This window comes from Schauerella aestuarii, from assembly GCF_009866805.1.
Taxonomy (GTDB): Bacteria; Pseudomonadota; Gammaproteobacteria; order Burkholderiales; family Burkholderiaceae_B; genus Schauerella; species Schauerella aestuarii.
On record NZ_SIZW01000041.1, the window covers coordinates 235,423 to 257,995 of the forward strand.

19 protein-coding genes are annotated in these 22,573 nt (G+C 62.6%); 13 read left to right on the top strand and 6 right to left on the bottom strand.

Annotated features, from left to right (window positions below; all coding sequences use genetic code 11):
* The first annotated feature begins 66 nt into the window (after nt 1-66).
* From EYW45_RS11975 to EYW45_RS12000, 6 genes are all read left to right on the top strand, one after another.
* Nucleotides 67-1,317, top strand: a complete 1,251-nt coding sequence (locus EYW45_RS11975) for an NAD(P)/FAD-dependent oxidoreductase (RefSeq protein ID WP_235939054.1) — start codon at nt 67-69, stop codon at nt 1,315-1,317.
* Nucleotides 1,314-1,715, top strand: a complete 402-nt coding sequence (locus tag EYW45_RS11980; protein WP_161135643.1) for a GtrA family protein — start codon at nt 1,314-1,316, stop codon at nt 1,713-1,715. Before EYW45_RS11975 ends, EYW45_RS11980 begins: the two co-directional genes overlap by 4 nt.
* Before the next feature lie 15 nt (nt 1,716-1,730).
* Complete coding sequence (locus EYW45_RS11985) at nt 1,731-2,696, top strand: lysylphosphatidylglycerol synthase transmembrane domain-containing protein (RefSeq protein WP_161135644.1); 966 nt, start codon at nt 1,731-1,733, stop codon at nt 2,694-2,696.
* Nucleotides 2,693-4,522 (top strand): hypothetical protein, encoded by a 1,830-nt coding sequence (locus EYW45_RS11990; RefSeq protein WP_161135645.1) that lies wholly within the window; start codon nt 2,693-2,695, stop codon nt 4,520-4,522. The genes EYW45_RS11985 and EYW45_RS11990 overlap by 4 nt, the downstream gene beginning before the upstream one ends.
* 86 nt (nt 4,523-4,608) lie before the next feature.
* On the top strand, nt 4,609-6,015 hold the full coding sequence (locus EYW45_RS11995) for an MBOAT family O-acyltransferase (protein ID WP_161135646.1): 1,407 nt from the start codon (nt 4,609-4,611) through the stop codon (nt 6,013-6,015).
* A gap of 2 nt (nt 6,016-6,017) precedes the next feature.
* Nucleotides 6,018-7,514 carry a hypothetical protein gene (locus tag EYW45_RS12000; RefSeq protein ID WP_161135647.1) on the top strand — a complete coding sequence of 499 codons (1,497 nt, stop codon included), beginning with the start codon at nt 6,018-6,020 and terminating at the stop codon, nt 7,512-7,514.
* 101 nt (nt 7,515-7,615) lie between these two features.
* Here EYW45_RS12000 and EYW45_RS12005 read toward each other — a convergent pair whose 3' ends face one another.
* Together EYW45_RS12005 and EYW45_RS12010 are read right to left on the bottom strand one after the other, a co-directional pair.
* The gene (locus EYW45_RS12005; RefSeq protein WP_161135648.1) at nt 7,616-8,755 is read right to left on the bottom strand and encodes a hypothetical protein; all 1,140 of its coding nucleotides are present in this window, start codon (nt 8,753-8,755) and stop codon (nt 7,616-7,618) included.
* Nucleotides 8,756-8,914: 159 nt separating this feature from the next.
* Nucleotides 8,915-10,747 (bottom strand): MFS transporter, encoded by a 1,833-nt coding sequence (locus EYW45_RS12010; RefSeq protein ID WP_161135649.1) that lies wholly within the window; start codon nt 10,745-10,747, stop codon nt 8,915-8,917.
* A 502-nt stretch (nt 10,748-11,249) separates the two neighbouring features.
* Between EYW45_RS12010 and waaC the strand changes: the two genes are divergently transcribed.
* From waaC to EYW45_RS12025, 3 genes are all read left to right on the top strand, one after another.
* Complete coding sequence (gene waaC / locus EYW45_RS12015) at nt 11,250-12,206, top strand: lipopolysaccharide heptosyltransferase I (RefSeq protein ID WP_161135650.1); 957 nt, start codon at nt 11,250-11,252, stop codon at nt 12,204-12,206.
* 2 nt (nt 12,207-12,208) lie between these two features.
* Nucleotides 12,209-13,513, top strand: a complete 1,305-nt coding sequence (locus tag EYW45_RS12020) for a 3-deoxy-D-manno-octulosonic acid transferase (RefSeq protein ID WP_161135651.1) — start codon at nt 12,209-12,211, stop codon at nt 13,511-13,513.
* A 77-nt stretch (nt 13,514-13,590) separates the two neighbouring features.
* The gene (locus EYW45_RS12025) at nt 13,591-15,132 is read left to right on the top strand and encodes a cation:proton antiporter (RefSeq protein WP_161135652.1); all 1,542 of its coding nucleotides are present in this window, start codon (nt 13,591-13,593) and stop codon (nt 15,130-15,132) included.
* A 4-nt stretch (nt 15,133-15,136) separates the two neighbouring features.
* Here the strand turns inward: EYW45_RS12025 and EYW45_RS12030 are convergent, their stop codons facing one another.
* The 4 genes from EYW45_RS12030 to EYW45_RS12045 all read right to left on the bottom strand — a co-directional run bounded on the left by EYW45_RS12030 (nt 15,137) and on the right by EYW45_RS12045 (nt 18,894).
* On the bottom strand, nt 15,137-16,837 hold the full coding sequence (locus EYW45_RS12030; protein WP_161135653.1) for a hypothetical protein: 1,701 nt from the start codon (nt 16,835-16,837) through the stop codon (nt 15,137-15,139).
* Between the two features lie 163 nt (nt 16,838-17,000).
* Nucleotides 17,001-17,180: a hypothetical protein gene (locus EYW45_RS12035; RefSeq protein ID WP_161135654.1), complete on the bottom strand. Its 180-nt coding sequence runs from the start codon at nt 17,178-17,180 to the stop codon at nt 17,001-17,003.
* A complete protein-coding gene (locus tag EYW45_RS12040) occupies nt 17,180-18,049 on the bottom strand; it encodes a type III pantothenate kinase (RefSeq protein WP_161135655.1) in 870 nt (289 codons plus the stop codon). The genes EYW45_RS12035 and EYW45_RS12040 overlap by 1 nt, the downstream gene beginning before the upstream one ends.
* Entirely contained in the window at nt 18,046-18,894 is an 849-nt protein-coding gene (locus tag EYW45_RS12045; protein WP_161135656.1) for a biotin--[acetyl-CoA-carboxylase] ligase, read from the bottom strand. Before EYW45_RS12045 ends, EYW45_RS12040 begins: the two co-directional genes overlap by 4 nt.
* Nucleotides 18,895-19,067: 173 nt before the next feature.
* Between EYW45_RS12045 and EYW45_RS12050 the strand changes: the two genes are divergently transcribed.
* From EYW45_RS12050 to EYW45_RS12065, 4 genes are read left to right on the top strand one after another with little or no spacing between them, the layout of a single operon-like run.
* Nucleotides 19,068-20,120 carry an MlaE family ABC transporter permease gene (locus EYW45_RS12050; protein WP_235939017.1) on the top strand — a complete coding sequence of 351 codons (1,053 nt, stop codon included), beginning with the start codon at nt 19,068-19,070 and terminating at the stop codon, nt 20,118-20,120.
* Nucleotides 20,117-20,911: an ABC transporter ATP-binding protein gene (locus tag EYW45_RS12055; protein ID WP_161135658.1), complete on the top strand. Its 795-nt coding sequence runs from the start codon at nt 20,117-20,119 to the stop codon at nt 20,909-20,911. The genes EYW45_RS12050 and EYW45_RS12055 overlap by 4 nt, the downstream gene beginning before the upstream one ends.
* Nucleotides 20,898-21,860 (top strand): MlaD family protein, encoded by a 963-nt coding sequence (locus tag EYW45_RS12060; protein ID WP_161135659.1) that lies wholly within the window; start codon nt 20,898-20,900, stop codon nt 21,858-21,860. Before EYW45_RS12055 ends, EYW45_RS12060 begins: the two co-directional genes overlap by 14 nt.
* Nucleotides 21,860-22,537, top strand: coding sequence for an ABC-type transport auxiliary lipoprotein family protein (locus tag EYW45_RS12065; protein WP_161136218.1), 678 nt, complete (start codon nt 21,860-21,862; stop codon nt 22,535-22,537). The genes EYW45_RS12060 and EYW45_RS12065 overlap by 1 nt, the downstream gene beginning before the upstream one ends.
* Nucleotides 22,538-22,573: the final 36 nt, after the last annotated feature.

The following is a 22,573-nucleotide window of genomic DNA, read 5'->3' on the forward strand; positions in this document are numbered from 1 at the left end:
GCCGGCACGACGTTCACCGGCGCCTTGCCCGGCAAGCAGCGCATCGCCGTGCTCGGCGCAGGCCCCATGGGGCTGGCTGTTGCGTATCAGCTCGCACGAGACGGTCACGAACCCGTGATATTCGAAGCGGACGATCGCATTGGCGGCATGACGGCGTCATTCGATTTCAATGGTCTGCACATCGAACGCTATTACCACTTTCACTGCATCTCGGACCATGCTTTTTTGAAGGTGTTGGACGAGCTCGGCCTGGCCGACAAGATGCATTGGACCGAAACCAAAATGGGGTATTACTACAAGGGCAAAGTCGTGCCTTGGGGTAATCCGATCGCGCTCTTGAAGTTTCCAGGGTTGAGCTTGATTGCCAAGTTCCGCTATGGGTTGCACGCGTTTCTGTCCACCAAGCGCAACGACTGGAAGCCGCTCGATAACGTCGAAGCATCAGGCTGGATCCGCCGCTGGGTGGGCAAGGAAGCTTACGAGGTGCTGTGGCGCCGCTTGTTCGAATACAAGTTCTACAACTACGCGAATAACTTGTCGGCGGCGTGGATCTGGAGCCGCATTCGTCGTATCGGCCGCTCGCGCTACAGCCTGTTTCGCGAGAAGTTAGGGTATCTGGATGGCGGCTCGAATACGCTGCTTGAAGGGATGCGCTCGGATATCGAAAGCCACGGCGGCGTGTTTCGCTTGAAGACACCGGTAACGCGTGTGCGCATGGAAGATAGCGTGATCAAAGGTGTGGAAACGCCAGAAGGTTTCGAGGCGTTCGACAAGGTGATCAGCACGATTCCGTTGCCGCTGGTCTCGCGCGTGATGCCGGATCTGCCTCAGGATGTGCTGGCCAAGTTCGGCTCGATGCACAACATTGCAGTGGTCTGCATCATCGCCAAGCTGCGCAAGCCGGTATCCGAGAATTTCTGGCTCAACATCAATTCACCCGAGATGGATATTCCGGGTCTGGTCGAATATTCGAATCTGCGACCGATGCCGCACCACATCGTGTACGTGCCTTATTACGTGCCCGGCGAGCATCCCTTGTATCAGGAGCCGGATGCGCACTTCATCGAGAAAGTGAAGCGCTATCTAAAGACGATCAATCCCGACCTGGTGGAAGAGGATTTCATTGATATCAAGGCAAGTCGTTATCGCTACGCGCAACCGATTTGCGAGCCCGGCTTCCCGGCGCGTCTGCCTGATGTGGCGTTGCCCGTGAAAGGGTTGTGGGCGGCCGACACGTCGTATTACTACCCCGAAGATCGGGGCATCTCGGAAAGTATCGATTTCGGCCGCAAGATGGCCCGGCAGGCGGCAGCGTGACCTCGGCTTTTCTGTCGCGGCAGTTCGTGGTGTTCATCGTCACGGGCGGCACGGCCGCGCTCGTCAATTTTCTGAGCCGCATCGCCTACAACCAGGTGATGGGATATCAGGCCGCCGTGATCGTGGCCTATCTGACGGGGATGGTGACGGCATTTATTCTCGCCAAGCTTTTCGTGTTCAAGGAAAGCAAGCAGGGGCTGCACCGTTCCGCGCTGATGTTTTGCCTGGTCAATGTGGTGGCGATCGCGCAAACCTGGGCAATCAGTGTGAGTTTGGCATATTACGTATTGCCGGCGATGGGCGTCACATCCTATGTGCGCGAGATTGCACACGCGGTGGGTGTGGTGTTTCCCGTGTTCACGAGCTATCTCGGCCACAAGCATTTTTCCTTTCGCTGATCCACGGGCGGCGATATGCGCATCAATCACGCACTGATTAGTTTGGCCATCGTGACGGCGGCGTATCTGGGCGTGCTCGTGTGGCTGGATGGCGAGAGAGGCGTGTTTGCGCTGCTGCCCACGCTGGCGAGCGCGATGCCGGTGCTGCTCGCGCTTACGGTCGCCTCGTGGCTGTTGCGGTACGCGCGGTGGTGGTGGCTGCTTCGAATGGCAGGGCATCAGCTGAATGGGTGGCGGGCGCTCGCGGCCTATTTGGCGGGCTTTGCCTTTACCGCGACACCGGGCAAGGTAGGTGAGCTTGTACGCATTCGGTATTACGGCAGGCAAGGCGTGCCCGCCGAAACGGTGGTGGCGGCGTTCGTCTTCGAGCGCATGCTCGATCTGGTGGCAGTGCTGCTCTTGGCGTTCTTGGGGTGGGGCGCGTTTGGTGGCATCTACACCACGTTGTTGATATTCGTGACGGTGGTCGTCGCTGCAGTGCTTGTGTGCGCGTTCTTCCCAGCGTTGTTGCAGGCCATTGGCGATCGGTTGGTGGCGTGGTCCATGCCGCGCATTGCGGCAGTCGTGCTTACCGTGTGTGCCGGTGTGGTGGGCTTGCGGCAGTGGTTGACGGTTGGGCGCGTGCTGAAGGCCTTGCTCCTGGGCATCGCCGCGTGGGGCGTTACGGCTGGCGCCTTTGCGTGGCTGTTGTCCGAGCTGGGGATGGCGTTGCCCTGGCAGCGGGCGCTGGCGATCTATCCGGCGGCCATGCTGGCAGGCGCGGCGTCCATGTTGCCGGGCGGACTGGGATCGACCGAGGCGGTCATTGTTGCGCTATTGGGCGATCAAGGTGTGGCGCTTGGCCTTGCGTCCCTGGCTGCCGTGGGTATCCGGTTGGCGACGTTATGGTTCGCCATCGTTGCCGGACTGATTGCAGTGATTCGCCTGGAAATGCTTGATCGTGCGCATGTGCGGCGCGCCGGCGGCGGCACGTATTCATGATCGACACTCCAGATCTTTCGCCCGCGCGTAACGCTATCGGTGAGCCGACTGCAGCTCAACGATCAAGCGTCTGGAGCCGAGTCCGCGCTGGCGTGGCCCGATTGGGCGTGCTTGGCCATGCCGGCATGGTCATGGCGGTACTGGCGGTAGTGTTTATTGCTTTTGCGGTGGTGGGCGGCGTGCGGCAATACGTGCCTGTGCCGTATTGGGACATGTGGCAAGGCTATATCGGGTTCCTTACGCAGAGCGATCTGTCGACATGGCAAGCGTGGTGGGGGCAGCATAACGAGCATCGCATCCTGATTTCTCGTGCGTTGTTCTGGCTCGACTTCAATTTGTTTGGCGCAACGTTCATTTTTCTGGTGATCGTGAACTACCTGCTGGCCGCGGCGGCAGTGATGCTTTTCCTATGGGCATTGCGGGAACGAATCGGGGCCTTGGCGGCACCGTCCGGCGCGTTGCTTGTTGCGGCGCTGATACCGGTCGCGGGATTTTCCTGGGCCCAATCGGAGAACTTCAACTGGGCGTTTCAAAGTCAGTTCTTTCTGGCGCAGAGTGTGCCGTTGGCGGCTTTGCTGGCGCTGTATCGATCGCAGTCGCCCTTGCATCGCCGCTGGTTCGCCGCGGCTTGCGTGCTGGGCGTCGCCGCGTGTGCGACGATGGCAAACGGCGTGGGCGCGTTGCCATTGCTGGTTGTGATGGCGGTGCTGTCGGGTCAATCCAGACGCCGGGTTCTCGTGCTGGGCATACTGACGGTGGCGACACTGGGCTATTACTTCAGCGACTATCAGTCGTCTGCCGCCACCCGGTCGATCGATGTGCTCACGCAGCACGCCGTTGCACTTGCACAGTACACGCTGGTTTATCTGGGCGCGCCCGTGTTCTGGGCCATTTCCAATCAGGCGACGTTGCCGACGAGTCTGGCGGCGCCTTTGGCAGCGGCTGCAGGCAGCGTGCTGTTCTTGTCGGCACTTGGTTACCTGGCGCACGCGACTCGCCGGGAGCCTCGCGACGGGTTGGGCATCGCACTGTCGCTTTTCATGTTGTACGTCACAGCAACCGCGCTGTTGACCGCATTGGGTCGATATGACCATGGGATTGCGCAGGCGGCGTCCAGTCGTTATCAGACACCGGCATTGATGGCTTGGTGTGCCCTGCTTGTGCTGCTGGCGCCGGCGCTTTTGCGCGGGCTAGCGCGGCTGCCGTGGATGGGCGCCGCGGCGCTGTTGATGATTCCGCTCGCAATGTGGCCCGTACAGCACTCGGCACTCAATCATAATCGAGAGAATGCTTTCGAACGCTGGATCGCAGTGCTGGCGTTGGACATGAAGATACGCGATCAGGGGCAGATCGGACGCATCTACCCGAATGCCGATCACGCCTTGGTTTTGAGCAAGCCGCTTGATGCCGATGACGTGGGCGTGTTTGGCGATCCGTTGCTGGATCCGGTCGACCAGACCGTCGGTCTGCCGATGCAGAACGATGCGCCCATGTTGCAGTGCGGCGGATCGCTAACGCAGCTTCAACCGATTGCTGGCGATGACCGATTCCTGCGCATCGATGGCTTGATCAGCAGCCCCTGGGCGCGACGTACGCCGTCCCTGGTGTCAATGCGAAGTGCAGATGGGCGGGTGGTCGGTTTCGCCCTCACCATGGTGCGCGGGCGCGACGCGAGAAACGATGCGGCATCGCTCACTGACCTGACGAGATTTTCCGGGTATGTGGACGTAAAACAACTTGGCGCGTCGCTCGTATTGATCGGTCAGGCACCGGCATGCAGGTTGCAAGTGCAGGTGCCGGGCCGTCCCTTTACAATCCGGAACTAGTATCCAGCCCGCTTGCACGCCCGATCTTGGCGCCTGGCTTTCGTCGACATTACCTGCCGCTAGAGGCGTGACCGAGCGCACGAGACATGGTCTTCAGTTCCATTACGTTCCTGTTTTATTTCTTGCCGATTTTCTTCGGCATCTACTATTTCACGTCGTACAAGAATCTGACGCTGTTGCTGGGCAGCATCGTCTTTTACGCGTGGGGAGAGCCCAGGTTCGTTCCGTTGCTTCTGGCATCGGCCACACTGAATTACGTTTTCGGTGCGCTGGTATTTCGTGCAGCCGGACGTATGAAGTGGTGGATTCTCGTGGCGGGCGTGGCGTTGAATCTCCTGGTATTGATTTACTTCAAGTACACCGGCTTTCTGCTCTCGGCGTTCAACGATTTGATCGGACCCCACCGGTCGCCGCTGCCCGTGCCGGAGATTCTGCTTCCACTGGGGATTTCCTTTTGGACCTTCCAGGGGATTTCCTATCTGATCGACGTCTATCGTGGCGTGATACCCGCACAGAGCAGCTTTGTGAACTTCGCGATGTACAAGGCGATGTTTCCGCAGCTTATTGCCGGGCCCATCGTTCGTTATCAACAGGTGGCGCGTGAGATTAGCTCCCGCCACATCGGCAACGCCGATGTGATGAGCGGATTGGCGCAGTTTCTGGTGGGGCTGGCGCAGAAAGTGCTGATTTCAAATACGGTTGCCATCTCGGCCGATCGCATTTTCGGACTTGAGTCCGCGGGCCTGTCGCCCGGTTTGGCGTGGTGGGGCATCGTCGCTTATTCGATCCAGATCTTCTATGACTTCGCCGGCTACTCAAACATGGCGATCGGTCTTGGACGCATGCTCGGCTTTCAGTATCCGATCAATTTTGCTCAGCCTTATTCCTCGCTGTCGATTACCGAGTTCTGGCGTCGCTGGCACATCAGCTTGTCGAGCTGGTTTCGAGATTACCTCTACATCCCGCTGGGTGGCAGTCGCGTAGGTCCCTGGCGCATTTACTTCAATCTGTCATTGGTTTTCCTACTCTGTGGGCTATGGCACGGGGCAGCGTGGACGTTCGTGGTGTGGGGCGCCTGGCATGGGCTGCTGCTGGTGATCGAGCGGGCGGGTGGGTCGAACTTGCTCGCGCGTCTGCCGAGCGTGATATGCAGGGTCTATACCTTGCTGGCCGTGATGCTGGGCTGGGTGTTCTTTCGAGCGGACACCGTGCCGCACGCCGTGTCGTATCTTGCCGTGATGTTTGGGGCATCGAGCGGCACCGCTGCGCCGTGGCAGATGTACGTGCCGCACACCGCGGTGGTGGCGATCGTGATCGGCGCGGGGCTTGCCCTTTTTCGGCGCGATCAATGGCCGGGCGCGATTCAGCAGCGCATGCTCGACGCGCAGTGGTTGAAAGCGCTCGCGGTGCCCACGCTGGCCATTCTCTTCATGGTGAGTGTGGCGAGCCTGGCAGCAGGCACGTATAACCCCTTCATCTATTTCCGGTTTTGATCATGGTCCACGACAATCATCGACGACGTGGGTGGGGCCCGGTAGCTGGGTGGCTGGTCGTGGCGGCATTTGCAATACCTGCGATCATTGGCGCACTCTCGCCTCCAACGATCAAGGCGGAGAATCGTCTGTTCGCACAATGGCCCGGTTTGCCGCGCACGGTAGAGGCGACGTTTGCATGGCCGGCCAAGGTCAGCGATTACGTGAACGATCAGTTCGGCTTGCGCGATCCGCTGATTCGGCTCAATAACCGGCTGCGTTTCGAGTTGTTTGCCGAGTCGGCGAAGAAAGACATTTTGCTTGGCCGCGAAGATTGGTTGTTTCGCTCGGCAGACGGCGAGAATGCGCCTTTGGATGGCATGTTGTTGCGTGCCTGTGGCAAGGGGTCGCCGCTATGGAGCACCGACTATCAGGCGGATGTGATCGACCGGATCCTTTCGGCCACGGTGTCGCGTGGGTTCAATGCGCGCCTGCTCATCGTGCCCGCCGCCTCGAATGTTTATCGCGATCATCTGCCTGGCTGGTTCGGCGACTATTGCGGCGGCTCGTATCCGATACAGCAGGTTGTGAAGTCACCGTTGCTCGACAACGCCAATCGGACACGCGTGCTCTATCCCCTGCAACGCATGCAGCGCGAGCGCGAGCAATACGAGGTCTATCCGCGCTCCAATTTTCATTGGGACGGCGAAGCGGTGCGACGGCAGGCGGCTGAACTGGCGCAGGCGTATGGACGCCCGGCAGGGACGCCCTTGATCACTTCCGTGATCGACAAGGTGCCTGAGAATATCGGCGAGGCGCTCATCGGGGTGCCGAGTCCCCGCAATCGCGTGCTGGAACCGGATCTCGTTGCGTCTGGCATTGAAGGCTGTACGGGCGGCGCAGGATGCTTTGGATCAGTCGAGGATATTGCGGCGCGCCTGATGATCGTGTCGCACTATAAAAATCCGAAAGCCGCGCCCGGAAAACTCGTGATTATCTCGGACTCGTTCGGCCCGTATTTGAGCCGATGGATGACGCCGTACTATCGCGAGGTCGTGCAGTTGGCGACCAACACGATCCGCAGCTTGAGCGCAGAGGATATGCAACGGCTGGCGTCGTTTGTATTTTCGGAAGAGGGGGGCGATGTGCTGTTCCTCTACAACGAGCTCAACGTGAGCGAAGTGTTGCTGGCGACGAACGTCGAGACCTTCCTGCCCTTTATCACGTCACCGTCAAAGGGGGGAAGGGACGATAGCCATTTGCCGATCGGTTTCTATCCCACAAATGCCGAGTGGGTGTTTGGATTTGCGCGTGGGCGGCCGATGTTTCTGACGCGCAATGGCGACGCCGCGCGCACGCGTTATGTGCCGGGTGCCCTACTAACGTTTCGCGATGGCGAGCGACGCCGGATCACAGAGGCTGTTTCCCTGGGCGACTATCTGCACGTGTATTACGAGGGCGCGATTGTTGACGGCAATCGGGCTGGGCCACCGGATCGGGTGACCGTATCACCACCATAAGGCGGCGCAGCGCCACTCGCGTGGAGGGCTCTGCGAGCCGCTCCGCTTGCGGCGCAGGTCGCTTGCGCCGATCGGTTGCCTGAGCGCAACCTGATTTGAGATCAGGTGTTATTGCCTGCTCTGGCGGGTAGCTGAACGCTGTAGGGCTCCGGATTGATGGCAATATTTACTGCATGTCCCGCATCGATGTGTCTGGCCTGTTCGGTCCATGGTTTATGCGGATAAATGTATTTGCGCCACCATTCCAGTCCACCGTTCTCGACCGCACCGATACTTAGCACGAGCGTCAACATGCCGACGATTTTCTTCCAATGCGCGTTCGCATAGAGTGCGCCGGCGAGGATCCACACGGTGAGCACTTTGGGAATGTAGAAATATCGATCGTCCATCGTCGGAAAGTCGAGGTGGCGTGAATGCCCCGGCATGAATTTCAGCCATGTCGAACCAAGCACGAAGGCGATGAAGACAAGCAGGGCAACGTTCAAGCGCCGTTGAGTTGAGAACCATGCCAATGCGAAAACGATTGCCCCAAAGCAGAGCGTGAGCATTAGCGCATACCAGGTATCGCTACGCCAACCATACGCCAGGCTTCCCATCCAGCGATCGAGAATCGTGAGCGCCAAATGTAGCGGTTCGCGTTCGCCTTGAAAGCTCACATAGTTCGAGGCGACGGAAATGATTTGAACGAGGGCGGCGATGCCTGCCAGCGCGGCGAGCCAGACGGCGTGTCGATCACGGTGCTCGAAAGCGCGCCATAAGAACAGCGGCAAAGCGAAAAGTGAAAAAGGTCCCGACAGGCCCGCAAGCCCTACGAATATTCGTTGATTAATGCGATTGGCGAATGCCTCTGGGGTTGACGTCATGGCGATCAGCGGCAGCGCACATGCCATGATCCATTGCGCATTGGTAATGGTGCCGAAGACTTCGCCCGTGTGAGGAACGGCAAACAACAGCAGCGCCAATAACCACGCGTACGGCAATCGGCAGAATGCGACGATTAATGCGACCCACGCCATTACACCGAGATTGATCCAGGCGTAGATCGTCGGCGCCCATACTGCGCTGAATGGCGCAGCGATCAATGCGGTAAGTCGTGGAACTGCATGCACGTAGCCGGCAAAGGGCGTGAACAGCGCATCCACACCCAGCAGCAGTTGCTCCTGCAAAAAGACCTTGCCATCTTCCGCGTACAGATAAGGGCGCCAGAGTGCCGACCCGACCCGGTGTACATACAGGCCCATTGCGGCAATCGCAGCCAGCAGAGGAAGTGCGTTTCTCTTTAGCAAATGCAGTCTCCTTCGAATCGTTATTTTGATGACGCTGCTACTGCTACTGCTACTGCTACTGCTAACCGCCAACCGCCAACCGCCAACCGCTAACCGCTATTTGCGGCTCCCCTCTTAATCCACAGTCTGCCGTGGCGTTTCGGCGATCGCAGATTCGGTTTTGGGCCCGATCGTCAACGAGCGAGGCGCCGGCGGCGGTGTGACGTTCATGGGCGTCAGGCTGATGTTCATCTGCTCGGACCAGAGCTTCGGGTCGTTGGATTCGATCGTCACCGATGCCACGCGTCGTTGTCCGGGGGCGTTGAGCTGGAGGTCGCGCAACTGCTCGGGTTTATCGACATAAGGCGACGCCAGGAAGCCGCTGCGACCGATGCCCGGAATGAAGCGATGGCGAATGGTCTCGCCGTTTTCCAATTGCAGTACGATCCATACTCGCGGCAGTTTGTAGAGCGTGCTTACCGCACGGCCCAGCATCGTGGGCGAGATGTCGACGGTCATCCACACGGGGGTATCGGTGGGCAGGCGAATCGGGTTATTGGTGCGGACCCGTGTCGATTGCGTTTTTGCAGGTGTCAGGCGGTCGTGAAGGGTCTTGTCGTCCTTCTTCATCACCATCCAGCGTCCCGCCATTTCTGTCGCGCCGTAGTGCGTAAGCAGCGTACGCAGACTCAAGCTGTCGTCCAGCGCCGGCAAGCGACCATCGATGGGATCGAAGGCGAAGAGCACCGTGTCGGGTGCGGCATCGCTCGTGAGATGAGCGTTGTTGAGTTGATTAAGCTCCGGGGTGTATACGGAATAGCTTTGAAAGACGGGGCGCCCCGCCCACTTCAACCCCGCGGCAAGCAGTCCCGAAATCTCGGTGGGATAGATGTCGACTGTGCCGGTAATCGCCGGCATGGGCTCCTGGCTGCGAATGGCGGCAAGTGATGCGTCATATTGCGCCTGCAAGGCTTCGGGCGTGTTGACGCGTGTGGCGAGCCCGTCGACCGTGCCGCGCCAGGTCTGCGCGAGCCGATCGACGATGAAGGGACCATTTACCGGAAGGATCGCATTGCCCATGGCGCCCCACGCCAACGCGCTTACGATCAAACCTGCCGCCGCGTGGCGCACGGGCAGCAGCATGGCACCCATCAAGCCGATAAAAAGTAGCAATTCGCCCGAAATGAAAACGTGGCCATCCTGACGCACGAAACCTGCTTTGAAGCTCACGAACAATGTGAAGGCCAGCCCCAGCAGTAGGACATAACCTGGCAGGCCCATGTGGCGTGCGGCTCGGCGATAGAACAGGGCAAAAAGGGCGATCGCACCGACGGCATAGATCACGACGACGGCAGCGGGCCCGTTTGCAGACATCGCATTGGTGTAGCCCGATACGACAGGGGCTTGAGCCAGGAAAAAATGCGGCAATGCATCCAGAGGCTGGCCGGCGATAAGCCAGGCGCCGGCCAGGGACAGCGCAAACAGCACGGCAAAGCTGATGGCAGCCGCCACATGCCGTCGAATCAGAACAATAAAAATCAGCGCCGATGCGAAACCGCTGGTGGCAGCGAAGCTGCCTTTGATCAGTGGGGAAAATGCAATCGCGCAAGTGGCGAGGGCGATGCCGATCAGAACCGCGGGCCCAGGCCGTAGGCGCCAGGGCGATGTCTCATCCTGCGTGCAGCGTACGACAACCGCCAACAGTGCAAAGGGCAACGCCATGAATGCCGCGTCGCGATTGAGCAAAAAGGAGACGATCACCGGAAGTCCGACGAGCAGCCAGACGCGACGCGGCCAAGCCAACATGAGAAATGCCGCGCAAAATCCCAAGGCGTAGACGATACTGCCGCCGATCATCAGGCCGTCTGTTGCGGGGTGATAGCTTCTGCTATAAACCGACGCGTAGGGTCCAAAAGTAAAGACCACATCGCCACCGAAGACGGCGCCATGCGCCAAAGCGTCGTTCAAGCCGTATTTCCAGGAAGGGTCCAAACCGATCGATGGAAAATGCGGCGCCCATGGCACGAAAAATAATCCCGCCAGAATCAAACCCAATAATCCGACGAGAGTGCTTGCAACGGGCGCGTTGCGAGTCGGAGTTTGATTTTGAGTAGAGGCTGAATAACTCATAAGCGCTTGTCTTGTCGGGAAAATTTGGGCGAAGTATGCCATATGGCAGGCCATTTTCAGACTTTCTGTAAGCTGGTAGCGAGGCCGTCGGCCACTCGATTTAATCCGTGCGGGGTTCGACGTCAAACACCATTGATTGGGTGATACCGATACGCGCGACCTTCGATAACGACGGGCGCTGAGATATCAACAACGCTTCGCCAATCCGTCCTGCGGCGACGGCACTTCCATTCAAATTGTCAGGTTCGTATCATCCACATGGCCGTCCCCTCATCCCCCCGGGACCGTAATGAGTTAAATTCCCGAGGTTTCCAGCAGTCATTGGCCTAGCAACCGCTACATGCCCACAAGAATCCTGATCGTTCGCACCTCGTCGTTAGGCGACCTCGTCCACATGCTGCCGGCGATCTCCGATATCGCGCGCCATGTGCCCGATCCGCACATCGATTGGGTCGCCGAAGAGTCCTTTGCGGAGATTCCCGCCTGGCATCCGGCGGTCAATGAGGTCATCAAGGTCGCCCATCGGCGCTGGCGCAAGTCCTGGTTTTCGGCCAGCGTGCGCACCGAGCGCGCGGCCCTCAAGCGCAAGCTCAAGAGTTCGCAGTACGACATCGTGCTGGATATGCAGGCCTTGCTCAAATCGGCGTGGTTGGTACGCCAGACCCATGGCGTACGGCATGGTCTGGACTTCAAATCGGCCCGCGAGCCGCTGGCGTCGTTTTTCTACGATGTGCGGCATCGGGTGCAATTCTGGCAACCGGCGGTGATCCGGCAGCGTGAGTTGGCGGGCAAGACGTTCGGCTATACGCCGGAGGGGCCGCCGGATTTCGGGCTGCAGATGTTCAAGCGCGATACCGGCGAGCATCCCTATGCGGTCATCATGCCGTCGGCCAGCCGCGACGATAAGCTGTGGCCGGTCGAGGATTGGCATGCCGTGTTCGATCTGCTGCAGTCGCGGGGCTGCGCCTTGAAGCTGCTGGCCGGCAACGCCCAGGAGACGGCGCGGGCGCAGCAACTGATTGCCGGGCGCGCCAATGCGGAAGTGCTGCCGCGCATGGGGCTCACCGAGATCGCTGAGGTGTTGGCCGGCGCACGCATGATGGTGGGGTTGGATAGTGGGTTGACGCATTTGTCCGCTGCGGTGGGCCGACCCACCATCGGTATTTACAAGGCGTCCACTCCGGTGCGCACGCCGTTGACCGGCTCGGCATTCAATGCCAGCCTGGGCGATCGGGGTGCATCGCCGTCGCGCAGCGTGGTGCTGGCGGCGGTGGACCAAGCGTTGGCGGCGGCTTGAAGATGCGGCGGCCTCTCTACACGCTGTTGCTGAGATTGGCCGCGCCTCTGATCTGGCTTTGGATGGCCAGACGCGCCCGCCGGGCAGGCGGCGAGTGGGGCATTTTTTCGAAGGCGCGATTCGGCCATCCGGTCGAGGGTGTGGCGACCGATCCGGTGACGCGCCCGGTGTGGGTGCATGCCGTGAGCCTGGGCGAAACCCGGGCGGCGCATCCCCTGATCGCGGCGTTGTTGGCACAAGGCCATAAGGTACTGCTTACGCATACGACGGCCACCGGCCGGGAAGAGGGCGCACGTGCTTTTGCCGACGCCATCGCATCCAAACAGTTGCTGCAGACTTGGCTGCCTTACGACTTTCCCGCCTCGACCGATCGTTTCATCCAAGCTTATCGGCCTCGGATCGGTCTGCTGATCGAGCGTGAGGTGTGGCCCAATCTGCTCGCATCGGCGCGCTATTTCAAAGTGCCGATGGCCCTGGTCAGCGCCCGCTTTTCGGACAGCGCCTTGCGTCAGGCGCGCAATATGGGCCATGTGATGAAAGAGGCGTTCAGCGGGATCGATACCGTGCTGGCGCAAACCAGCGCCGATGCGACGCGGCTGCGGCAAGCCGGCGCATCGCCGGTGCGGGTGACGGGCAATATCAAGTTCGATGTGCAACTGCCGGAAGCGCAGATTGCCGCCGGCCGACGGTGGCGCGAGTTGGCGGCGCGTCCGGTCATCGCGCTGGCGAGCACGCGCGAGGGCGAGGATGAGCCGTTTGTCGAGGCCATCAAGGCGCAGGTGTCGGACCACACGCTGTTCTGGTTGATTCCGCGCCATCCCCAGCGCTTCGGCTCGGCTACCGAGACGGTGCGCCGGGGCGGGCTGGGCTTCGAGTGCCGGTCGAATATGAACCGTGCCTGCGAGTTTCCGGCACCTCCAGCGGCCGAGACGCGCGTGATGATGGGCGATACGCTGGGCGAGATGGGCTTTTACTACGCCGCGTCGGACGTGGCGATTATCGGCGGCAGCTTCGCACAATTGGGCGGGCAGAATCTGATCGAGTCCTGTGCGGCCGGCACGCCCGTGATTTTCGGGCCGCATACGTTCAATTTCGAGCAAGCCGCCGAGGACGCCATTGCAGCGGGCGCGGCGATTCGCGTGGCCGACGCGCAAGCCGCCATCGCGGCCGCCCAGGCGCTGATTGCCGATGCCCCGCGTCTGGCCCAGATGCGCACCGCTGCCCGCGCGTGGGGGCAGGGTCATGCGGGCGCCACGCGCCGCACGGTGGATGCGTTGCAGACTTGGCTGACGCCTCGCGGGTCTTGAGGGCTGCCTGAGGCGGCACGGTACGAGGCTTGCGCCTGGAGCCGTTGCGGCTACCTCAGCCGCGGAGCGCGGCCCTCATGAACCTATTCGAAAGCACCCTGCTGCTCCTGCTGGTGGCCATTGTGCTGCTGCAAGTGTCCCGGCGCTTCTCCATCCCTTATCCCACGATGCTCGCGCTGGCCGGACTTGGCGTTGCAGCCTTGCCCTGGGCGCCCGCGATCGAAATCGATCCCCAGCTGGCTTTGGCGCTGTTCATCGCGCCCGCGCTGCTGGAAGCGGGCTACGACCTGCCGCCGCGGGTGTTGCTGCGCAATTGGTTGCCGCTGTTGGCCTTGGCAGCCGTCGCGGTGTTGCTCACCACGGCGGCGGTCGCGTGGCTCGGCATGGCGATGGCGGCGTTGCCGCTGGCGGCTGCGGTGGCGCTGGGAGCGATCGTCGCACCGCCCGACGCGGCTGCGGCGGCTGCCGTGCTGTCGCGCTTCAATCTGCCGCGCCATACGGTGGTGGTGCTGAAAGGCGAGAGCCTGCTCAACGATGCCGTGGCGCTATTGATTTTCGGCGCAGCGGTGGGCTTTGCCGCAGCACCCGATGAGGGCTGGGGGCTTGTGCCCATGCTGGCGCTGGCCGCCCCGGGCGGATTGCTGTTGGGGTTCGCGATCGGCCGCCTTTATGTGGCGTTGGCGGGTCGGATGGCAGGCACGTTGGGTGGCACGCTGTTCGAGTTCGTGACGACGTTCGTGGCCTGGATCGTGGCGGAGCGTTTGCATCTTTCTGCGGTGCTGTGTGTGGTGGCCTATGCCATGACGGCGGCGCGCTTCATTCCCGAGCGGCAGGCGGCCAGCGATCGGGTGCACTCCTATGCGGTGTGGGAAACGATCGTGTTCCTGCTCAATATCCTCGCCTTTTTGATGCTGGGGCTGGAGGCACGTGTGATCGTGACCAAGCTGGCTGCGGCAGAACTCTGGAGCGCTCTGATTTTCGCGGGCGCCGTGTTGCTCGTGGTGATTGCGGTGCGGCTGGTGTGGGTGGTGCTTTACACCCGCGTGGTGCGGTCGGTCGGCAGCGATCGCGGCCATGATCAGCGGCCGACGATGGCACAGGGTGTGGTGGTTGCCTGGTGCGGCATGCGCGGCCTGGTGACGCTGGCGGCGGCGTTGGCGCTGCCGGCGTCATTCCCGTCGCGCGATCTGATCTTGTTGAGCGCGCTCGCCGTGGTGCTGGGCACGCTTGTGGTGCAAGGCCTGACGCTGGGGCCGTTGATCGGCTGGCTGGGCTTGAAAGCGGACGATTCGATGGCGCGTGAGTTGAGTGCAGCGCGGCTGATCTTGCTGGACCGCGCCCTGGATGCGTTGGGCACGCGCGAGGATGAGGCGGCTGTGCGTGTGCGGCAGAGTTATCTGGAAGACCGGGAGGCGTCCGAGGCGGGCAGCCATCCCCGGGCCGGTCAGCAGGTGCATCGTCTGTTGCGCAAGGGCATCAAGGCCAAGCGCGCGGCTTTGGCAGAGCTGCGACGCGACGACAAGATCGAAGACGACGTGTTTCATGTGCTCGAGCGCGAGCTCGATTGGGCCGAACTGGCGTCGTCGCCACCGGAGCGTTTCGAGATTCTGGAGGAGTGAGGGGTTAACGCAACGCGATATCGGCGGGTATGGCGAGCGAACACCCAACGCCGTCGTCACGATCGCCGATCGATGTCAGTACGCCTTCGGCGGTACGCGCATATCCGGAGAACGACGCGCGTTTATTGGCGCTGTCGGCTGTCAACACGCGCGTTGCAGGATCGATCATGACCCAGCCTACGATGCGTTTGTCGGCATTCGCCAGGCTCGCCGCTTTCAGGTCGACACTGGCGGCATGTTCGATCCAGCCTGCTACTTTCACATGGTCGGGATCGTCGGCAAGCGTGTCGATGTGCGTAATGCCGGCTTTGCAGGTGGCGAAGGTGCCAAGCAACTGCGAGGTGCCCATGTGCTTCGAGACGTCGCGATAAGGCGGTTGGGCGAAGATCGAGATGCCGCGCGCAGCGGCCTGCCGTGCCGTGTTTTGCACGAACGCAACCGCAGGAAACACCTTTTTGATTTGCGGTGTGTCGTGCACGGTCATGGCCAAAGCCAACGCCGATACCTCACGCTCGAAAGCCGTGCCGGAATGCGTGAGCACAGCGTGCGTTTGTGCTGCAAGTAAGCCCGTCAACGCGGCCAGTGCGACAACACCGGCGGCCTGTGCACGCCGCACGGTGGCGTTCAACATCACCGGCGCATAGATCACGGCGACGGCGACCCAGGCCATGAGCGCGGGCGTGGCGTAGCGGCTGCTCAAGGCCTGATCGGCGCCGAACATCGCCCGCCCGCCAGCGGTGGCGGCCGCCGTGGCGATCAGATAAGCCAGGTAGGCGAGCACGGCGGTGGTGGGCTTGTGGCGCGTGGCCAGCGGGAGAATTTTCCAGGCGCGCCAAGCGGTCAAGAGGCACAACACAGCGCCTGCAATCACCGCCGCCGAGCGTGCATATGCGCCACCGTCCATCAAATGAAAAACGGGTGCGCCCAGGTAGCGCAGCACATAGCGTACGAACTGGAACGGCATCGTCGTCAAGGTGCCAACGATCGAACCGTGACCCGGCGGTGACTGATAGGTGGCGAAGTAGGCGACGAGCGTTACCGCACTGGCGATCGCCAAAAGCAGGATGCGCGTGCTGCCGTGGCGCAGAACGATCGCCGTGAGCATCAGCAACGGAAGGGCGAGCACGCCGTTGGCCATCGTGACCGCAGACGCCACGCCGAGTGCGCATGCCGCGACAAACAGCCATGTGGCGCGTGCGCCATCGTCCGAGCGGTACAGGCAGATGAGCGCGGCGAGCGGCAGGAGTTGCACCAAAAAGAACTGGCTTTGAAACGCCCAGGTGAGGTTCTCGTGCTGCATCCACAGGAAGAGAGCAGCGGTGTTGGCGCACGCGAAGATGAAGCGCGGCGTGCGGTGTGCGCTGCGACGGGCACCCGCCGCCTGATCACGCAGCACCGATATCCACAGCGCGGCCGCTGCGGCAATCATCAATAATTGCGTGGCGATCAGGAAGTAGCCCAGACCGTCGAACCAGGCGATGTCGATGAAAAACAGCAGGCGCGCCAGGACGATGCGATGTTCGTTATGTTGCGCCCACCATGAATCGACCATGCCGTCGGTCGCGTTCATGTAGAACTGCAGGTAGCCGTTCCACATGTCCCAATAGGGCACCGGCGAGTGATGCTGGAAGGCGCCGGCCACAGCGAGGGCGACGATCGCCGCACTGAGCAGAAGGGCGGTGCGGCGTTGGAGCAGATCTGACATGCTGACGAGCCTGTTCGGCGCGCCAGCAGCGAGAGGTCAAGTCGTGTACGTTGGGCGCAACGATGCCGGGTGCATCGTTAACGCGGTGCGTGACTGACCGGCAACGTGGCGCTCGTGAAAAGCGCGCAGTATGTCAAAGCGCTTCCGGCCAAATGCTTCTGCCTCACTTGCTCGGCACGCGCGCAATCGGTGGCTGTACCGTGATCTTGTCGGCATTCAATTCGGTATTGGCCTTCAACGGTTCGCGACCCGCTTCGGAAGGCGGCGTACCGAAAAAGCCGGCCCCGATGCCCCAGACGATGGCGGCAGCAGCGGCGAGCACCACAAACAGAAGACGCAGCATTACGACACCTCTGCCGCTTGCGTGGCGGCGATGTGCGCCAGCCCATCGAGCACGGGATGTTCGAGCATTTCGATGGGGGCGACCGAACAATGGATGACGGCAGCCGCCTCGGCGAGCAGGCGGCGCGTTTCGTCGGCCACTTCGGGCCAACCGCCGCCGGCCACGAATACCGCAGGGGGTTGGCCGTAGTGGCGGCAACCGGCGAGCCATTGGCGCATCAAGGCACCCGCTTGCGCAGCGGCCACACCGGAGGCGATCGCCTGATGCGTATCGGTGGGGAAATCGACCACGGCACCATCGGCCAGCGGCAGGTTGGCAGTGCCTGAGACAAGTGACGTTTTCATCAACGCTGGACCGGGCAGGATCATGCCGCCTTCGAAGACGTTGTCGGGCCCCACGGTATCCAACGTGGTGGCCGTGCCGAAGCAGGCCAGCAGGAAGGGGCCATGGCCGAAATCCTGGTGTGCCGTGACGCCGACGAGCGAGGCCCAGCGGTCTGCGCCCAACTGCTGCGGCTGGGCATAGCGATTGGTGAGGCCGTACGCCTCGCCTTGCGCGCGCAACCAGCGCACGGTGACGCCTTGTCGGGCGAAGGCTGCGGCGATCGCGTCGCCTTGCTTGTCGCCAGCGACGTTCACGCCAATGGCGCCGAGGGGACGCACGGGCAGCGCCGCCAGCCAGGCGTCCACGGCAGCGATGTCGGTGTTGTCGAAGGCGGCCGATTCGGTGTCGCGCCGGCCGATGGGCGCGGCGGCGATCGCGGCGCCATCCGGCGAGACGGCTTGCGCGGCCAACCGTGCCGCATGGGCGGTTTCGCTGAACGTGCCGAGCTTGATGCGGCTGTTACCCGAATCGATCAAAATCATCATGACGACAACCGTACTGAAATATCGCCGACGGAGACCGGCAAGAGACCGCTGTCGGTGCGCAGCATCAACCGGCCCAGGGCATCGCAGCCGGCCGCGACGCCGCTGAGTTTGACAGCGCCCTGATCGAGCACATTGACCGGCTGACCCGCCAGGGCATCGATGTGGTCGAAACGGCGCAGGAAGGCTTCGAAATGCTCGCGCTCGAAGATCTGCAAGGCATCGTGCCAGGCGCGCGCGAGCGCGGCCACCACGGCGGCCACGGTGTCGGGCGCGGGCACGCGGCCGGTGACGTCGCCCCAGTCGGCGATGTCGCGCCCCAGGGCGGTGGAAAGTTGCTGGCTGTCGCGCAGGTTCATGCCCAGGCCGATGACGACGGTGAAGCCGGCATCGGCGCCGCCACGGTTGCGTGTGGTTTCGACCAGAATGCCGGCGAGTTTGGCGCCGCGCCATTGCACGTCGTTGGGCCATTTCATGCGCAGATCGTCGCCGCCGAGACCGGCCAGCGTGCGCAGGGCCTCGCAGGCGGCTATCCCGGCCAAAGGCGAGAGGGCGGGCAATTGGCTGGGGGCGGCATGCACGTCGAATGCGCAGGAGAACATCAGGCAGTCGCCCGGCGCATTGACCCAGGCGCGTCCCGCGCGGCCGCGACCCTGGTGTTGCTGATGCGTGCCCAGAAGCCACGGTTTGGGCGGATTGTGCTCGCGCGCGCGCGTCAGCAGGTCGGCATTGGTGGAGCCGGTTTCTGCCAGCCACGTCACATCGGTGAACGCGGGCAGGCGGGCGTGCACGGCATGCGCCAGGGCGGCAGGCTCGGGCGGGGACGAATGAGGGGCGCGATCGAACATGGCGGCGATTGTAGGGCACCCCGTATATGATTGCTGTTGTTTCTCCTGGGAGGTTCGGCTGCGGGGCCGCAACATCACATTTGGCCGAAGAAAAAACTGTTTCCCCTGAACCACGCGATCCGGTGCCGGTACGGCATGAGGCGGGCGCGTGCGCGGTGGCGGGCGATTGGAGCATGCAGACGTTGAGCGCCGCAGGCGAGATTGCCGCGCGCCGGCGGGCGTTGGCGCGTGCCACGCCCGATACGCGCTGGGATCTCACTGCGTTGGCGCGCCTGGACACCCTGGGCGCGCATGTGCTGTGGCGGGCCTGGGGCGACCGGTTGCCCGATCACATCACCTTGTCGGCGCCGCATCGGGAGATCTTTACCGTTCTGGGCCGTCAACCGAAGGCCGAGGTGCCCAAGGACAAGCCCGATCCCCTTGGCTGGCTGGTGTGGCTGGGCGCATTCCTGATCGAAGGGGGGCGGCACGCCCGCGCCCTGGTTGAAATGCTGGGCCATCTGGTGTTCGACCTGGGCAAATTCATCACGCATCCCACGCGGGGGCCCTGGCGTGAAATCTCGGCCCAGATCTTTCGGATTGGTGCCCAGGCCCTGGGCATTACCGCATTGGTGGGGTTTCTGATCGGGGTGGTGCTGTCGTATTTGTCTGCCCAGCAGTTGTCGACGTTCGGCGCCGACCGGTTTCTGGTGCGGCTGTTGGGCGCATCGATCGTGCGGGAGCTGGGGCCGCTGTTGGCGGCCATTCTGGTTGCGGGCCGGTCGGGCTCGGCGATCACCGCCCAATTGGGGGTGATGCGGCTCACGCAGGAACTCGATGCGCTGCGTGTGATGGGCATTTCGCACAGCCAGCGGTTGATCTTGCCCCGCGTGGTCGCCCTGGCCGTGGCGATGCCGCTTCTCGTGCTCTGGACGGATGCGGCGGCGCTTCTGGGCGGAATGCTGGCTGCGCAGGCCACCTTGGGCATGACGCCACAGTACTTCTTCGGGGCGCTCCCCGATGCCATTTCGCAGATCAACTACGCGATCGGCATGGGCAAAGGGGTGGCGTTCGGCGTGACCATCGCGTTGATTGCCTGCCATTTCGGGCTGCGCATCGAGCCCAACACGACCAGCCTGGGCCGCGGCACGACGCAATCGGTCGTCACCGCCATTACCGCTGTGATTCTGGTGGACGCCGTGTTTGCGATCGCGTTGGCCGGTATCGGCTTGCCGGGGCAAGGATGATGAAACCCGTCATCACGATCGAAAACCTGCGCACCGCCTTTGGCGATCACGTGGTTCACGACGACCTGTCGCTCACCGTGAATGAAGGGGAGATTCTGTCGCTCGTGGGCGGGTCGGGTTCCGGAAAGACCACGCTCCTGCGCCAGATCATTGCGCTCGATCAGCCCGCGGCCGGCCGGGTGGAAGTGCTCGACAAGGATCTGAGCACGTTGTCGGCAAACGACCGGCGGCGCCTGGCACGGCGCTGGGGCGTGCTGTTCCAGGCGGGGGCGCTGTTTTCGTCGCTGACGGTGTTCGACAACGTGGCATTGCCGCTGCGCGAGTTGCGCACGATCCCTGAGGATCTGGTGCGCGATCTGGTGATGAGCCGGCTCGATATGGTGGGGTTGAGCGCTCGCGACGCCGCCAAGCGGCCGTCGGATCTATCGGGCGGGATGGTCAAGCGCGTGGCGCTGGCCCGGGCGCTGTCGCTGGATCCAGCCTTGCTGTTTCTCGACGAGCCGACGGCCGGGCTCGACCCGCAGCGGTCGGACGAATTTGTCGCCTTGGTGCGGGCCTTGCACCGGCATTTGAAATTTACCGTGGTGATGGTGACGCACGATCTCGATACGTTGCTCGCCTTGTCCACGCGCATCGCGGTCCTGGCCGACAAGCGGGTCATCGCATGCGGCACGGCACAGGAGGTATTGCAGGTGGACCATCCTTTCATTCACACGTTCTTCTTGGGCGAGCGCGGACGCCGCGCCTTGGCCGAGTTGGCGCCCGAGGAGGCGGCTCATGGAAAATCGTAGCCATGCGTTATTGGCCGGCCTGTTCACATTGATCTTGCTGATTGCCGCCGCGGCCGTCGCCTTCTGGCTGGGCCGCGATCGCACCGCACTCCTGCCCTACGAATTGCTTTCCTCGCAGTCGGTGAGCGGGCTGTCGCCTCAGGCGCCGGTGCGCTATCAAGGCGTGCCGGTGGGGCGCGTGCTCACGATGTCGCTGGATCCAAACAAGCCAGGGCAAGTGCGTATCCGGATCGGCGTCAATGCCGATACGCCGATCACGTCGTCGACGTGGGCCGAATTGCAGGCGCGCGGCGTGACCGGATCGTCCGTGGTGGAGTTGCATGAGGAGGGCAGTTCGCGCGAGCGGTTGGCGACCTCCGCCGCATCCCCCGCAACCATTCCGTTACGCGGCGGGTTTTTCTCGCGCATCGAAGATCGCGGCGATGCGATTCTTGCAAACGTGGAAGCGGTAACCGGGCAATTGAAGACGATGCTGTCGTCGGCGAACATGCAGGCGCTGCAAAGCACACTGCAAAATGTCGCCAGCGTGACCGAATCGTTGCGCGGCACCGCGCAGTCGCTGCAGCCGGCCGCGCAACGGGCCGAGCCTTTGCTGGCGGCGCTCACGCGCGCGACCGAGCAGGCCAATGCGATGGCGCGCGACGTGGGCGAACTGACCCGTGCGGCCCGTCAGGCGTTGGTGCGCTTGAACGCCAACGACGGACCGATGTCGATGGCTACCCGCAGCATGGATGAACTCTCGTGGGCGGCGTCGCGCCTGGCCAACGACACGCTGCCGCGGGTGTCCGGCATGGCAGAGAATATCGGCACGGCCGCCCGCGGCGTGACCTCGACCATGCAGCGGCTGGACAACGCGCCGCAGTCTTTGATTTTCGGGGCGCCACCGGCGCGTCCCGGGCCGGGTGAGCCTGGCTTTGCCGGGTTCGGCGCCAATACGGGAGCGCAATGATGCGAGCTGCAGTTTACTTTTCACCCCAGCGCGTGCGTCGCGGTGCCTTGCTTTGCACCTTGGCCGCGGTAGTGGCCCTGGCCGGGTGTGCCGGCCGGCAGGTGTCGTCCACCCCACAACGCTACGATCTGGGGGCCGATACGGCGGCCGCGCCGGCTGTGGCTTCGCGCGCGCCGTTGGCGTTATCGTTTGCGGCGGCGCCAACGATCGGCGACGGCGGGATGATCTGGCGCATCGGCGATAGCGCCAGTCCGCAAACGTATGCCACCGTGCGGTGGGCGGCGGCGCCGGCCGATCTGGTGCGCCAGCGCCTGATCGATCGCTTGTCGCGTCAGGGGCCCGTCGTGACCGAAACGCTGGTGGCCGGCGTGCCGCAATTGCGGGTCACGCTGGCGCGCTTCGAACAGGTCTTTGCGCCGGATGGCGCCTCGAGTCGTGGCGAGATTTCGCTGCAGGCCTTGCTGGTACAGGATCGCACGGTGATCGCGCAAACGCGTATCGACGAGGCCGTCGCGGCGCCCACACAGGACGCCGCAGGTGGCGTGGCGGCATTGCGTACGGCCACGTCCCAGGCGGGCGATGCGTTGGCGGTGTGGCTGGCGCGGCAAGGTGGCGGTGCGCCACGCGGTGGCACGCAAGGCGCGATGACTCCCCCTGCGGCGCGCGGGACAAGGTAACCCCGTCGCGATCCGCAGCCCGGGCGATATCGATTC